Source organism: Streptomyces sp. LS1784 (assembly GCF_020103755.1).
Classification (GTDB): Bacteria; Actinomycetota; Actinomycetes; order Streptomycetales; family Streptomycetaceae; genus Kitasatospora.
Genome location: NZ_JAHSQD010000040.1, coordinates 1 through 14,180 on the forward strand (window position 1 = coordinate 1; position 14,180 = coordinate 14,180).

Sequence of the window (14,180 nt, forward strand, 5' to 3'; positions counted from 1 at the left end):
GCCAGCGCGCGTTCCAGGTCCACCCGGGCCGCGGCCGGTTCGCCGCAGCGCGCCCGCAGCCGGCCCGACAGCAGCAGTGACAGCGGCGCCTCGCCGGAACCGCCCATCTCGGCGTCCCGTTCACCGGCCTCCGCCAGCGCCGCGAGCGCCTCGTCGGCGGCGCCGGTGACGGACAGCAGTGCGGCCAGCGTGACCAACGCCATGGCCAGCCCCCAACGGTCGCCCAGGACACGGAAGCCGTCCACCGCGGTCCGCAGGCAGTGCTCGGCGCGCCCGATCCGGCCCGCGCCCAACTCGATCCGGCCGACCACCAGATGGGCGGCGGCCCGCATCCACCGGTCGGGGTGCTCGGCGAACCGCTGTGCCGTCGCACCCACCGCGTCCGGCGGCCCCGCCGTGGCAAGCAGCAGCGAGGCGGCCAGCGCGACCGGGTGATCGGCCTGCTGCGCCGTGACCAGCGCCGCGCCCATCGCCTCCGGCGGGATCACGGTGCCACCGGTCTCCCGCAGCGGGGCGGTGAGCTGCGCCAGGATCACACACAGGGCGTGTGCCTGCTCCAGACCGGGCGGCGGGGTGCAGCCGTGGGCCGCGAGGACGGCCGACGTCCACTCGCCGGCCTCACGACCCTGACCACGCATCAGCCAGGGCCAGGCCCGGGCGGCCGTCAGCCGCAGCGCGTGCGCCGGTGGGCCGACGGCGACCGCCCGGCGCAGCGCCGCGTCCAGGTTGCCCTGCTCCGCGTCGAGCCGGGCCAGCCAGCCGATCTGGCCGTCCGTCCGCAGCCGGGGTTCGGCGTTCTCGGCGAGCTCGACGAAACAGCGCAGGTGGGCGGCGCCGGTTCGGCCGTCCTCGCCGGCCTCGACGAGCCGTTCGGCGGCGTACGCGCGGACCGTCTCCAGCAGCCGGTAGCGCACCGTCCCGCTCTCCCCGTCGACGGCCGCGACCAGGGACTTGTCGACCAGGGACGCCAGCAGGTCCTCCACGACCGTCGGGTCGGGCGCAGGCCCGCCCGGCCAGTGCCCGGCGCAGACCAGGTGTGCGTCGGGGAGGGTCGCCCCGCCGGCGAACACGGAGAGCCGTCGCAGCAGGACGCGCTCGTCCTCGTCGAGCAGCTCCCAGCTCCAGCCGATCACGGCGCGCAGCGTGCGGTGCCGGTCGGGAGCGGTGCGTGAGCCGCGGTCCAGCAACCGGAGCCGGTCGTGCAGCCGCGCCGCGACCTGCCCGGGGCTCAGGGCCCGCAGCCGGGCCGCCGCCAGTTCGAGGGCCAGCGGCAGGCCGTCCAGCTCCCGGCAGATCCGCACGACCGGCTCGACGGTGTCGTGGTCCAGGGTGAATCCGGGGCAGGCTGCGGCAGCCCGCTCCGTGAAGAGGGCGACGGCCGGGTGCGCGTGTGCCTCCTGCGCGGTGCCGCCGGGTTCGGGCACGGCGAGCGGCGCCACCGGCCAGAGCACCTCGCCGGTGACACCGAGCGGTTCGCGGCTGGTGGCCAGCACGGTGAGCCGGGGCGCGGCAGCCAGCAGGCGATGGGCCAGCCGGGCCGCGTCCTCGATCAGGTGCTCGCAGTTGTCCAGGACGAGCAGGACCTCACGACCCTCCAGGGCCCGGACGATCCGGTCGACGGGATCCCCGGCCTGATCGCCGGCGGGCAGGCCGCCGGCCAGCACACCGGCCTCCGCCGGACGGCAGAGCGCGGTCAGCACGGCCTGGGTCACTGCGTCCGGTCCGTCGACGCCCGCGAGTTCGGCGAGCCGTACGTCCGTTGCGGGCGGTGCGGCGGTCGCGGCCGCAACCGCCAGCCGGGTCTTGCCGACGCCGCCCGGCCCGGTCAGCGTCACCAGGCGGGAGTGGCGCAGGCGTTCCTGAACCGCCGCCAGCGCCTCGTCGCGACCGACCAGACCGGTGAGCCAGGTGGGCAGTGCGGCCCGCCTGACCGGGTTCCCGGTGGTTGCGGGGGCCGGCCCCGGCGCAGGCGGCTTTGCGCCGGACAGCACACGCAGGTGGACGTCCCGCAGTTCGGCGGACGGGTCGGCGCCCAGTTCCTCGGCCAGGGCCCGCCGGGTACGCTCGAACACCTCCAGTGCCGCCGCCTGTTGCCCGTCCGCATGGAGTGCGCGCATCAGCCTGACGGCGGCCCGCTCGCGCAGTGGGTGCGCGGCGCAGAGTCCGGTGAGCTCGGGGACCAGACGCGGCAGGGTGTCGGCTTCGCCGAGTGCGAGGAGGGCGTCGGCCCGTTCCTCCACCGTCGACAGCCGCAGCTCCGCCAGCCGGGCCGCCGGCGCCGCGGTGAACCCGACGCCTTCGGCGTCCGCGAACGGCGTTCCCCGCCAGAGTTCCAGCGCCCCGTCCAGCAAAGCGACCGCCTCGGCGAACCCGCCCGCCGCGAGCGCCGCCCGCCCCGCTGCCACTCGCTGTTCGAAGTCCCAGGCGTCCACGCTTCCCCGGGGCAGGTCGAGCAGGTACCCGGCGGGGTGCGAGCCGATCACGCTCCGGTCGTCTCCCAGCGTCCGGCGGAGCCGGGAAACCAGGGACTGCAGGGCGCCGGCCGGCTCCTCCGGCGGGGTGTCTCCCCAGAGGTCGTCCACCAGACGCTCACGGGTGACCACGCGCCCGGGGTCGAGAGCCAGCCGGACCAGCAGCAGCCGAAGCCGCGCCCCGCCGATCTCGAAGGCCGCTCCGTCCTCACCCCGTACGACCTGCAGTGGCCCCAGAACGTTGATCCGCACCCTGCCCGCCCCTCGCTCGGCACCAGCCCACATCCAAGATCATTATCCCTGTCCCACCAGGCCCGAGCGGCAGGGCACGATCCCGGCGCCCCCACGGCGATCGCCTGCGGGGCTGTGGTTCGGTGGAAGACCGGATGAGCGGGCCGGCTGAGGGCTACCGTCCGCCGCTGACACGTCCGGACCGCGTACCTGCCGGATCCGCCGTGCTCCCCGCCAGGCCGTGCCCCACTGCTGCAGCGCAGGATGCGGTCGTTCCAGGACGACGCGCATGTGAAGGCCCGGGGCGCGGGCGCTGGTCAGTGAGCGCCTTCCAGGGCGGCATGGGCCTCGGTGAGTCTGTCGACCGCGGCGTCGAGTGTCTCGGGCGGGAGGGTGAAGGGAAGGCGCAGGTAGCGGTCCAGGGCGCCGTCGGGGGAGAAGTGGAAGCCCGGTGTGAGGGAGAGGTTGCGGGTGGCTGCGAGGGCGGCCAGTCGGCTGGAGTCGGTGTCGAGGAGTTCGAGCCACAGGGACAAGCCGCCCTGCGGGGTCCGGAAGCGACACCACGGCAGCGCGGACAGACGGGAGGCCAGGTGGTCGCGCTGTGCACGCAGTTGGGCGCGTCGGCGGTCGAGGACCGCCTCCAGGCGGTCCACGAGCCGGGTCGCGACGAGCCGGTCGAACGGTGAGGGTGCGAGAGCGGCCGCGAGCGGGAGCGCCGCCAGACGGTGGATGACGTCGGGGTGGGCACGGATCCATCCCACGCGCAGGCCCGGCCACAGGGACTTGCTCAGGGAGCCCACGTGCACGACGTTGCGGTCGCCTGCGCGCGTGACGGCGCGGGGCGGCGGGCAGGCGTGCTCGCGCAGGTCGAGGTCCCGCATGGTCTCGTCGAAGACGACCACGGTGTCGTGAGCGCGCAGGCGGTGCCGGAGCTCACTGCGCTCGTCCTCGCTCATCAGCAGGCCGGTGGGGTTGTGGAAGTCAGGGATCAGATAGGTCAGGGACGGCCGGGCCGCCCGGAGCGTGCGGTCGAGGGCGGGAATGTCCCAGCCGGTGGAGCTGAGGGGCTGCGCAACGAGCCTGGCACCGGCGGTGCGGAAGGTGGCGAGCGCGCCGGGGTAGGTGGGGGAGTCCAGGACGACCCTGCTGCTCTGCCGCAGGTACGCCGCACTGAGCAGGTTCAGCGCGGCGTCGGCGCCGCTGGTCAGCAGGAGGTGCTCACCGCGGGTCGCGAGCCCCTGGGCGCAGTAGGCGCCGGCGATGACGGCCCGCAGCGCTGACGGTCCATCGCCGTCGGCGGTGTCGTGCAGCAGCGCGGCGGGCAGAGCATCGGCTGCGGCGTGTACTGCCTGCAGGAGCTCGTCGAACGGCGCTGCGGGCTCCGCGATGGTCAGGTCGAGCACCGCGCCGCTCCTGCCCGCCTGGCCTCGGTCACTGGCCCACGGCGAAAGGCGGTCGTGCAGCCGGGGTGGCAGGGAGGTGGTGCTGCCGGAGCCGGTCCGGGTGATGATCAACTGTTCGGCTCGCAGGATGTGGTAGCACGCTGCCACGGTGCCCCTCGCAAGTCCGAGTTCGCCGGCGAGGAGGCGTTCGGCAGGAAGCTGCACCCCCAGCGGCAGCCGGCCGTCGTGGATGGCCTTTTCCACGGCAACGGCCAAGCGCTTGGCGAGCGGGCCCTCGCCGACGCGCCAGTCGCCGAGCAGACGGGGGAACTGCGACGCCGGGACGCGCCGCACAGCGCGATTCACGTAGGCCACTTTACCGGGATTGGACCATGACTGGACGGTCGGTCCCGCCTAGCGTCGAGCCGTGACCAGCCACCACCACTCTGGAGACCACATGCCCTTGAGCTATCGGCATGTCGATGTGTTCGCCGGCAAGGCGTTCACCGGCAACAGCCTTGCCGTCTTCCCCGAGAACCCGGGCCTGTCCGCCGCGCAGATGCTCGCGATCACCCAGGAGCTCCGGCATTTCGAGACGATCTTCCTGAGCGGCGCGGACGGGACGCAGGACGTCACCGCCCGGGTGTTCGACCTCTTCGAGGAACTCGACTTCGCCGGGCACCCGATCCTGGGCGCCGCCGCCGTCCTGCACGAGCGCGACGGCAACCCCGGCCCGCGGCGCTGGACCTTCCGCCTGACCGGCAGGACCGTCGAGGTGACCACCCGGCGCACCGCCACCGGGTACCACGCGCAACTGGACCAGGGAGAGCCGGAGTTCCTGGCGACCGTCCCGACGGAGAACAGGCCGGAGGTCGCCGCGGCCCTGAACCTGCCCGATCGGGCCCTCGCCGATCTTCCCCTGCACGTCGTCTCCACCGGCCTGCGCTATCTCATCGTCCCGGTGGTGACGGGTCTGGCGGAGGCGAAGATCGTCCGCAACGACTTCGCGGACCTGGTCGCGCGGTACGGCGCGCAGTTCGCGTACGTGATCGACGTCGAGGCCCTGGAAGGCCGCCACTGGAACAACGACGGCCTCCTGGAGGACATCGCGACCGGCAGCGCGGCCGGCTGCGTCGGCGCGTACCTGGCCAAGCACCGCATCGTGCCCGTCGAGGAGGAGTTCGCGCTGCGGCAGGGGCGCTTCACCGGCCGTCCGAGCCGGCTCACTGTCCTCCCGCAGGGAGGACCCGACGACCTGCGCAACATCCGGGTAGGCGGCGACGTGGCCATGGTCGCCCGGGGAACCCTGGACACCCTGCCCGAGTGAGGACCACCCCCATGCCCGGCTTCCCCCTCTACACAGCCGACCGGATCCGCGCGGCCGTGAACCTCGCCGACCTCGTGGAGCCGGTCGCCGACGCCTTCACCGCGTTCAGCACCACCGACGGAGCCCAGGCACCGGTCATGGTGCTTCCCGTGGCCGACGGCGGGGACTCCCACATCAAGGCCGCCCACCTGCCCCGGAGCCGCCACTTCCTCGTCAAGATAGCCAACTGGTTCCCCGGCAACCGACATCGCGGCCTGCCCGAAGGCGGCGGGTTCGTCGCACTCTTCGACGCGACGACCGGCGCCGTCACCGCCTTGCTGGAGGACGAGCACCACCTCTCCGACCTCCGCACGGCCGCCGCGGGAGCCGTCTGCGCCCGTGCCCTGGCCCGCCCGGACGCAGCCCGCGCCACCGTCCTGGGAACCGGCAGGCAGGCCGAACTCCAGGCCCACGCCCTCACACTCGTACGTCCCATCCGGCAGATCCGCGTCTGGGGCCGCAACCACGGTCGGGCAACCGCCCTCGCCGCCCGCCTCGGCCAGGACCTGCCGCGCGTCGACGTCACCGCGGTCGCGGATCCGGAACAGGCCGTACAGCAGTCCGACATCGTCGTCACCGCGACCGCCAGCCCCACCCCCGTCCTGTTCGGCTCCTGGCTCCGCCCCGGCCAGCACATCACCGCCCTCGGCGCCGACGACCCGGCCAAGCGAGAACTCGACGGCGCCGGCCTGAACCGCGCCACCCGGGTCTTCGTCGACAGCCGGGAACTCGCTCTCCGCTACGGGGACATCCACGCCGCCATCACCCGCGGAGAGGTGACCGGCGAGCGCATCGACGGCGAGATCGGCGACGTCCTGGCCGGCCGGATCCCAGGACGCCGCACACCGGACGACATCACGGTCGCCAAACTCATCGGCATCGGCCCCCAGGACCTCGCCGCCGCCGAAACCGCCCTCGCCCTTCTGGAACGGACCGACCGTTGACCACCACGCAGCGCCCCCTTCCCCCGCGCGTCGCCACGGCCGCAGACATCGACGCAGTCGTCCGCACACTGACCACCTCCTTCTTCCACGACCCGCTGTGGGGCCCGGCCTTTCCTGACCTCCAACGGCGCGCCGTCCAGGCCGCGGCCATGTGGCGGATCTACGCGACGTCGGCGCTGCGCCACCAGTGGCTGCTCGTCAGCGAGAACGCGGAGGCCGCAGCCGTATGGATCCCGCCGGGCAGAGAGGAACTGACCGCCGAAGAAGCAGTCGACCTCGCAACCCTTCTGCGTGAGGCCGCCGGCCCGGACGTGGCCGAGGCCGTTCTGGCGATGGGCGACCAGTTCGCGGCCGCGCGACCGAGGCAGCCGCACTTCTATCTCACGCTCCTCGGCGTTCACGACCACCACCGGGGCAAGGGGCTCGGCATGGCTCTGCTGGCAGAGAGCCTCGCCCGTATCGACGCCCTCGGCGCCCCCGCCTACCTGGAGTCGTCCAACCCGGCGAATCTCCAGCGGTACGAGAGCGTCGGCTTCACCGCCCTGGACCAGATCGTCATCGCCACCGGCCACGTCGTCACCACCATGTGGCGCCCAGCCGCCGCTCCCGGCCCAGGAACTGGTGGGCTCGCACGCTGAGGTCTCGCCTATCAGTTGGCGAACCTCTGTGCGCCTCGGCCGGCGACACACCTGCTGAACGCGCCACAACACCCCTCCTCGTGCTCGGCCAGGCCCTTCCCCGGCCCGGCGCCTCACCCTGGTCGCCGTGCGTGGACGTGCCAGGAGCCAGTCAGACCTGTTCGAAGTGGAACGCCTTGATGAAGCAGTCGCGCGGCTGGGCGACGGCGAAGAGGATGCACTCCACGAGCGACTGCGCGGTGAGCGCGTCCTTGGCCTCGCGCGGTGTGTTCTCCCACTCCTCGGACAGCGGATCAGGGTTGTCGAAGTCCGGCGGGTAGAGGGAGATCACCCGGACCCCCTGGGGCCGCAGCCGCTTGGAGAGGATCTCGGCGAACCCCGCCTGGGCGCTCTTGGCCGCGTAGAAGGCGTCGTGCGCTTCCGAGCGGTGATGACCGGCCGTTCCGCAGGCGGAGACCATGTTCACCACATCCGGCTTGTCCGAGTTGAGGAGGAGCGGGAGGAAGTTCTTCACGGTCAGGACGGTGCCGGTGGCGCCGGAGGCAATGGTGTCGACGACGTCGGCGTCGGAGACGGATCGGAGGTCTGGGCCCTGGAGGTAGCGGGAGCCGTTGTTGATCAGCAGGTCGATGCGGTCGGTGTGCTGGCCGACGTCGGCAGCGAAGCCGCGGATCGAGGCCGGGTCGGTCAGGTCGCAGGCGAAGGCGTGGACCTGCTGGTGCCCCCGGCCGCGGATCTCGTCGCGGACACGCTCAGCGGCGGCGAGAGTGCGCGCGGAGAGGAAGACCTCGGCGCCGAGGTCCGCGAGGCGGATGGCCAACGTGCGTCCGAAATCGCGGCCGGCGGCGGTGATGACCACGCGGTGACCGTCGAGTCTCATGTCGGTACTCCTGGTTCCTGGATCGAAGGTTGTGGTGAAGTGCGGCGACTGACTTCGGCGGCCGGGTTCCGTGACTTCGCGCGGCCGCCCGCGACCGCAGCGACCACGGTCCGGACGGCCTCGGAGCCGCGTTCGCTCTCGGCATCCGCGACCAGGCCCGTGATCAGGCCGATCGGGTCCGCGACGGCGCGGTCGAGAGAGCCGGTAGTGGTCACGGCTGGTCAACACCCCTGAAGGTCCCGTCTCCCGTTCCTTCCGGCCTTTCGACCCGTCGGCCTCAGGTTCACTTGCGTTCGCCCGTCCGGCCGGACCGGGTGCCGTCGGTCAGCGTCTGACGATCCGGTCGAGGACGGCGGCGATGCCGGACTTGACCGCGTCGCGGTGGTGGAGGGGTTCCGCGGGCAGTTCGCTGGTGGGGCGCACGCCCCGGTCGGCGAGGATGTAGAGCAGGCGCAGGGTGCGCAGGCAGTTGCTGATGTGGGCGGGCACCGGGGTGCTGATGCGGTCGGCCCCGAAGCGGTCGGCGATCGGATCCAGCCAGCCGACGGCGTCGCGTTCGCTCAGGTCGGTGCGGGTGAGGACCCGGGCGATCGCCCGGGCCAGGCGGTCGTCCTCCAACTGGTCGTAGACGTGGTCGGTGGGCGCCGTCAGCCGGGCGGCGGCGAGGTCCAGCATCCGCACCGGCGCCACCTCGGGGTGGCAGCCGAAGCCGGCGAGCAGGTCCGCGCCGTGCGCCACCGCGTGAAGCCAGCCGAGCGTCTCGTCGTGGCCGCGCAGATCCTGCTCCGCCGGGTACCAGCGCTCGAACGCGTCCACCCAGTCGGCCTTGAAGTCCCCCGCGGCCACCAGCATGTCGAGCACGAGGGGCGCGAAGGTGCGGGCCTCGACTCGTGGGTCGGTGAACCGGGTGGCCATCTCGTCCCCCAGCTCCAGCCGTCGGGACGTCCCGATGGTCCCGCGGGCGAGCCAGGTCGCCAGGACGGTGTAGGGCGCGCCGTCCCGGACCAGCGGATCGGGATCTGCCAGGGCCCGGGACAGCTCGCGGACGAGGTCGTCCATGGGACGGTCGGCGGGCACGGCACAGTCGGCGGCCTCGACGTTCTTCCAGTCGATCATGACGGGCAGAATAGGTCCCTGCCGGTGCCGCGCGCCTGCGAATTATGTCCAGCCATCCGTCCCAACCGGTCGACTTCCCGACCGGGCTGCGCCCGGACGCTGACCACGAGCAGCGGAGTGCGGCGGGCGCGTCCGGCCGCGCCCGCCGCTCACGCCGTCGTGGAAGGCCCGTGCAATCGGCCACCGACTCGCGTTGGCCTATGCGTTGGCCGTCTCGACGCGGACGGCTCGGGCGCGGACCACGAAGGGCCGGGAGAAGACGGTGATGGCGACGGAGATCGCGGCCACAGCAGCGATGGCCGCGCCGGGGGCGAAGTGCTGGGCAACGCCGCCGGCGACCGCGGCTCCGATACCCTGCCACGTCATCCGGCCGGCGGACTCGACTCCCTGGACCTGGCCACGGACCGGATCGGGGGTCAACGCGAGAAGCTGCTCCTGGAGCGGCAGAGTGGCGGCGAACCCGGCACCGGCGATGAACACCACGGTTGTCGCCACCAGCACGGGCGGGTGAGCGGCGAACAGCAGGTAAGGCATCGCGAGCAGCAGCCGCAGGGCGAATGCACAGCGGCGTCGCTGTTCGGCAGTGAGCAGCCGCCCGACAGTCAGGTCACCGAGGAGCATGCCTGCCGATCCAGCGGCCAGGAAGGCGCCGGCGTGATGTGGGGCGTAGGAGATGAACAGAGCCTCGCAGCCGACGATCAGGCCGTTGGGGACCCACAGGTTCAGCAGCAGCGCGCGTTGGCCGGAGTGGGAGAAGAGCGCGATGTTCGTTGTCCAGGTCTGGCGAAGTCCGGGGCGACGGGTCAGACGGATCGAGCGTTCCCGGACAGTCACCGCCACAATGATCAATCCGACTCCGGTCAGGGCTGTCGCGGCGACGAAAACCCCTTGCGGGCTCAGGTACCGCAGAAGGACGGCGCCGATGGCGTAGCCGAGGATGGCCGTGCCGCCCGAGGTGATGTTCATCAGTGACCGTGCCAGTGCATACGCGGAGGTCGGCACCACCTCGGCGAGCAGCCCCATCCGCGTTCCGGTCCCCAGGGACTGGAAGAACCCCAGCACAAGGAGCAGGCCGAACCGGGCGGTCAGCGGCAGCCCCGGAACCGCCTGTGCGGCGACACCCACGAGCGCGACGCACTGGAGCGCGACGAGGGTCCGGCGAGGACGGCTTCCGTCCGCGACCGACATCAGCGTCAACGCACCGAGCACCGTCGCGAACGTGGCGCCGTACATGCTCACGGCTGTCAGGAACGGGGACCGGGTCTGATGGTCGACCAGCGTACCGAGCGCGAAGCCCGACAAGGTGCTCGCAGCGACCGTCAGTGTGAGGCTGGCGTACAACCCGGCGAACTCACGGTTGCGGAGCAGGCCACGGTAGGTGGTGGTGGGAGGCGTACTGGACGCAGAGGTGTCAGAAGGCATGAAAAAAGCCTCCGCACGCACCCAGCCGGGGCGCCGAAGGCCAACACGTCGATTCTAGCAGCCGGCCCGGTCCCGCCCGCGGTCCGCCGTCATCAGACCGCTGGCGGCACGGGCGCGGATGCGTACTGGCTACTCGACCTGAGTCTCCGCGACGGCGTCCTCGTCGCCGGGGCCCTGGTCGGTGCGGCCACTGCGATCAAGGTGTCGCCGGCCTCGAACCGGGCGAATCCCCTGGACAGTACGGGCACGAGGTCGGTGACGGCCGCGCGGTTGGTGTCGCGGCTGACGCCGTACTCGCGGCCCAAGGCGGCGATCGACCGGCCTTCCAGATGCGCGGTGCGGACGGCGTCGGCCTTCCCGGCCGCGATGGCCGGGCGGGATTGGGCATGGGTGAACCGTTGTTCCTCAGCTGTCGTGAGTTCGCGCTCTGGTCGCGGTCGTCGTGAGTTGGTCGCCGAGCGTGCTTCTCCGGTACAACACATGCCGTCCGTCACGTGTCCGGGTGACCAGTCCTGTGGAGTGCAGGACACGCAGGTGCTGGGAGACGGCGCTCGGGGTGACCCTGAGACGGCGGGCGAGCTCTACGGTGGGCAGCGGCTCTTCCAGGAGGCTGAGCAGCCTCGCTCGGGATGAACCGAGCAGAGACACCAGGGCGGTCGTGTCGACGGCCGGCATCTCCGAGCCCCACAGCGTGGCTACTCCCCGGCTGGGATAGACGAGGCTCGGCGGCTCGTCCGGGCTGACGGGGGGAGCGGGCTTGTGGGCGAACACGGACGGCAGGAGCAACAGCCCCCGGCCGGATGCCGCGACCCGGTGCCGGCTGATCATCTTGTGGACGTACAGCTCTCCGCCTTGCCAGCGCAGGTTCGGGTGCATGTCGGCGAACAGCAGTCGGGCGCCCCCCAGGGCGAGCCGGCGGGCGCGGTAGGTCATGTCGGCTTCCAGCACCAGTTGCATCTGCGGCCACATCGGCTCGATGGCCACCTCCCAGTACTGCCGCAGGAGATCGCAGATGGCGTCGCGGAGTCCGGCGACAGGTGCGTCATCGGTGGCGGCGGCGTCGCGGAGGGCTTCGGGAAGAGGGTCGGGTGCGTGCGCAAGCAGCAGGTCGTGGCGGACCCGGGCGCAGGACGCCTGGCGGACGACGGAGAGTTGTTCTTCGAAGGCCGGCGCGAAGCCCGTGGGATTCGGGGTCAGGAAGTCGGGGAGGGTGCGCCGCTGGGCGACCAGGGACATCAGTAGACCGGTGTCGAGCGTGCCGAGCCTGCCGAGTACGGATCTGCGCCAGGGCAGGTGCAGCGCGGACAGACCCGGATCCTGCAGCACCCGCAGGCTGAACAGGGTTTCGTGCAGGGGTGAGAGGGCGAATCGGGTGTCCGCGAGGTCCTCGACGCCGAGCACAAAGCTGATCATTGAGCCATACGCTACATCGATTGGCGACGCGACGTCGATGCCGTGGACTTCCTCCCATGACACACACAACTCATGTGCAGCGCACGGCGATTGTCACCGGTGCGGCCCGCGGCATCGGCGCCGCTGTCGCCAGGCGCCCGGCGGGCGACGGCTTGGCGGTCGGAGTGATCGATCTGGACGAGGCGGACTGCGCCGATACGGTGGAGGCCATCACACGTGCCGGCGGGGCAGCGCCGGCCGTCGCCGCTGATGTCGCCGACGAGGCCGCGGTCACCACGGCCGTCGCCCGGATCGCCGCCGCGTTCGGGCCGCCGACGGTGCTGGTCGACAACGCCGGCATCGGACCACGTGCCGACCTTGTGGACATGACCACGCAGCAGTGGGACACCGTCCCGGGGATCAACCTCAGCGGCCCGTTCTTCGCCGCCCGGGCCGTCTGCCCGCACATGGTGACGGCCGGCTGGGGACGCATCATCACCATGTCGAGCATCTCCGCGGTCGGTGACACCGGCCGCGTCGACTACGCCGGCGCGAAGGCGGGTCTGATCGGATTCACCAAGTCCCTCGCTCTCCAGCTCGGACCGCATGGAGTGACCGCCAACGCCATCGCGCCGGGATTCGTCGTGAGCGACATGACCAGGGCCTCGGCCCGGCGGCTCGGCCTGAGCTTCGAGGAGTACCGGCGCAGGGCGCAGCAGTCCATCCCGGTCGGCCGGGTGGGCCTGCCCGACGACATCGCACATACCGCCTCCTTCCTCGTGAGTCCCGGGGCGGGGTTCGTCTCCGGCCAGGTCGTCTACGTCGCAGGCGGGCCGGTGGACTGAACGATGAGCCGCCGAATGGTCCTGATCCTGGCAGTCACGTGCGCCGTGGCGGTGGGCAACATCTACTTTCCGCAGGCCATCGGGCCGCTGGTCGCCGCCGGGCTGCATGTGTCGCCCGATTCGGCCGCTGCGGTGGTGACCGCCACACAGACCGGCTACACGGCCGGGATGGTCTTGCTGGTGCCGCTCGGCGACCGGCTCCCGCACCGCTCGTTCCTCGTCGCACTCCTCGTCCTGACCGGTCTGGCGCTGCTCGCTGCGGGTTGCGCACCGGCTCTGCCGGCCCTCGTTGCCGCCAGCGCCCTTGTCGGCCTGACCACCGTGGGCGCGCAGATCGTCGGCCCCCTGGCGGCCGGTCTCGTGGCCGCCGACCGCCGAGGAGCGGTGATCGGCACCCTGCTGAGCGGATCGACCGGCGGCATGCTGCTGGCCCGGACCTTCAGCGGCACGCTCGGCGAGTGGCTGGGCTGGCGGGCCCCCTACCTGGTCGCCGCAGCTCTGGCTCTGATCCTCGCCACCGTCCTGGTGTTCGCGACTCCGGCCACGACCCCGCCCTCCCGCCAGCGGTACGCGGCGCTCCTGGCCGAGCCGCTGCGCCTGCTGCGCACCGAGCCAGACCTGCGCCGCTCGTGCTTCTACCAGGCAACCGTCTTCGCCGGGTTCTCCGCGGTCTGGACCTGCCTGGCGCTCCTGCTCGCCGGGCCTGCCTACGGGCTGGGCGCCCAGGCGGTAGGAATGATCGCCCTGGTCGGTGCGGTGACCATGGTCTGCACCCCGTTCGCCGGCCGTCTGGTGGACCGCTACGGCCCCGATCCGGTGAACCTCGTCTGCATGCTCGGCGTCCTCGTCTCGGCCGCGATCCTCATTGCTGGTGCCCGGGGCGGCGCACTGGGTCTGGCCGCCCTGACACTTGGCACGCTGCTCCTCGACACCGCGATGCAGTCCGGCATGGTCGCCAATCAAGTCCGCGTCTACGCCTTGCGCACCGACGCCCGCAGCAGGCTCAACACCGCCTACATGACCTGTGCCTACCTGGGCGGCAGCGCAGGCTCCTGGCTCGGGGTACGCGTCTGGAGCCGGGCCGGCTGGTGGGGCGTTTGCGTGCTCGTCGCGCTGCTTGCCGCACTCGCCCTGGCCCGCCACCTACTGGCGCTGTACAGGGCGTCGGTCAGGGCCCGGGCGCCGAGTGGCTGACGCAGGACGGCCTTGAACTCGGCGATGCCGCCGTCCTCGCACCCGATGTCCGGGCCCGAAGCATGACGGCGCCGGCAGCCGCTGCTCCGAACCGCTGCTGCTCACCCGCAGGCCCACGTCGCAGCGTCCGACGCACGGGCCGCACCGCCGTGCCGTTCAGCACGGCGAACCCGCCGTGTCCGTCGTGCTCGGCCGACCACCCGGCCCTGCACGCCATGGGCCCGGCCGCCGGAAGCGGCCGGGCCCGAGCCGCGATTCCTACCCGGCGGCTGCCGTTCGGAACGGTTGTCGGCGCCGAG

General features: G+C 72.2%; 11 protein-coding genes. 5 read left to right on the forward strand and 6 right to left on the reverse strand.

Translation table 11 applies throughout. The features are described from left to right. Together KS423_RS07905 and KS423_RS07910 are read right to left on the reverse strand one after the other, a co-directional pair. A partial coding sequence (locus KS423_RS07905; protein ID WP_224276558.1) for a BTAD domain-containing putative transcriptional regulator occupies nt 1–2,723 on the reverse strand: 2,723 nt, incomplete at its 3' end. A gap of 296 nt (nt 2,724–3,019) precedes the next feature. Next, nucleotides 3,020–4,450 (reverse strand): PLP-dependent aminotransferase family protein, encoded by a 1,431-nt coding sequence (locus KS423_RS07910; RefSeq protein WP_224276560.1) that lies wholly within the window; start codon nt 4,448–4,450, stop codon nt 3,020–3,022. Between the two features lie 61 nt (nt 4,451–4,511). Between KS423_RS07910 and KS423_RS07915 the strand changes: the two genes are divergently transcribed. Genes KS423_RS07915 through KS423_RS07925 form a run of 3 tightly spaced genes read left to right on the forward strand, consistent with a single transcriptional unit; the run spans nt 4,512 to nt 7,032 of the window. Then, nucleotides 4,512–5,411, forward strand: a complete 900-nt coding sequence (locus tag KS423_RS07915; protein WP_224276562.1) for a PhzF family phenazine biosynthesis protein — start codon at nt 4,512–4,514, stop codon at nt 5,409–5,411. An 11-nt stretch (nt 5,412–5,422) separates the two neighbouring features. Beyond that, a complete protein-coding gene (locus tag KS423_RS07920) occupies nt 5,423–6,394 on the forward strand; it encodes an ornithine cyclodeaminase family protein (protein ID WP_224276564.1) in 972 nt (323 codons plus the stop codon). Then, a complete protein-coding gene (locus KS423_RS07925) occupies nt 6,391–7,032 on the forward strand; it encodes a GNAT family N-acetyltransferase (RefSeq protein WP_224276566.1) in 642 nt (213 codons plus the stop codon). Before KS423_RS07920 ends, KS423_RS07925 begins: the two co-directional genes overlap by 4 nt. A 151-nt stretch (nt 7,033–7,183) precedes the next feature. Here the strand turns inward: KS423_RS07925 and KS423_RS07930 are convergent, their stop codons facing one another. From KS423_RS07930 to KS423_RS07950, 4 genes are all read right to left on the reverse strand, one after another. Next, nucleotides 7,184–7,912, reverse strand: coding sequence for an SDR family oxidoreductase (locus tag KS423_RS07930; RefSeq protein ID WP_224276568.1), 729 nt, complete (start codon nt 7,910–7,912; stop codon nt 7,184–7,186). A 324-nt stretch (nt 7,913–8,236) separates the two neighbouring features. Then, the gene (locus KS423_RS07935) at nt 8,237–9,028 is read right to left on the reverse strand and encodes a DUF2785 domain-containing protein (protein WP_224276570.1); all 792 of its coding nucleotides are present in this window, start codon (nt 9,026–9,028) and stop codon (nt 8,237–8,239) included. A gap of 198 nt (nt 9,029–9,226) precedes the next feature. Further along, nucleotides 9,227–10,369, reverse strand: a complete 1,143-nt coding sequence (locus KS423_RS07940) for an MFS transporter (protein WP_374119917.1) — start codon at nt 10,367–10,369, stop codon at nt 9,227–9,229. Between the two features lie 486 nt (nt 10,370–10,855). Then, nucleotides 10,856–11,863: a helix-turn-helix transcriptional regulator gene (locus tag KS423_RS07950; RefSeq protein WP_224276572.1), complete on the reverse strand. Its 1,008-nt coding sequence runs from the start codon at nt 11,861–11,863 to the stop codon at nt 10,856–10,858. Nucleotides 11,864–11,919: 56 nt separating this feature from the next. On the opposite strand from KS423_RS07950, the gene KS423_RS07955 reads away from it, so the two are divergent. Then, entirely contained in the window at nt 11,920–12,687 is a 768-nt protein-coding gene (locus KS423_RS07955; RefSeq protein WP_224276574.1) for an SDR family NAD(P)-dependent oxidoreductase, read from the forward strand. 3 nt (nt 12,688–12,690) lie between these two features. After that, nucleotides 12,691–13,881, forward strand: a complete 1,191-nt coding sequence (locus KS423_RS07960) for an MFS transporter (protein ID WP_224276583.1) — start codon at nt 12,691–12,693, stop codon at nt 13,879–13,881. Nucleotides 13,882–14,180: the final 299 nt, after the last annotated feature.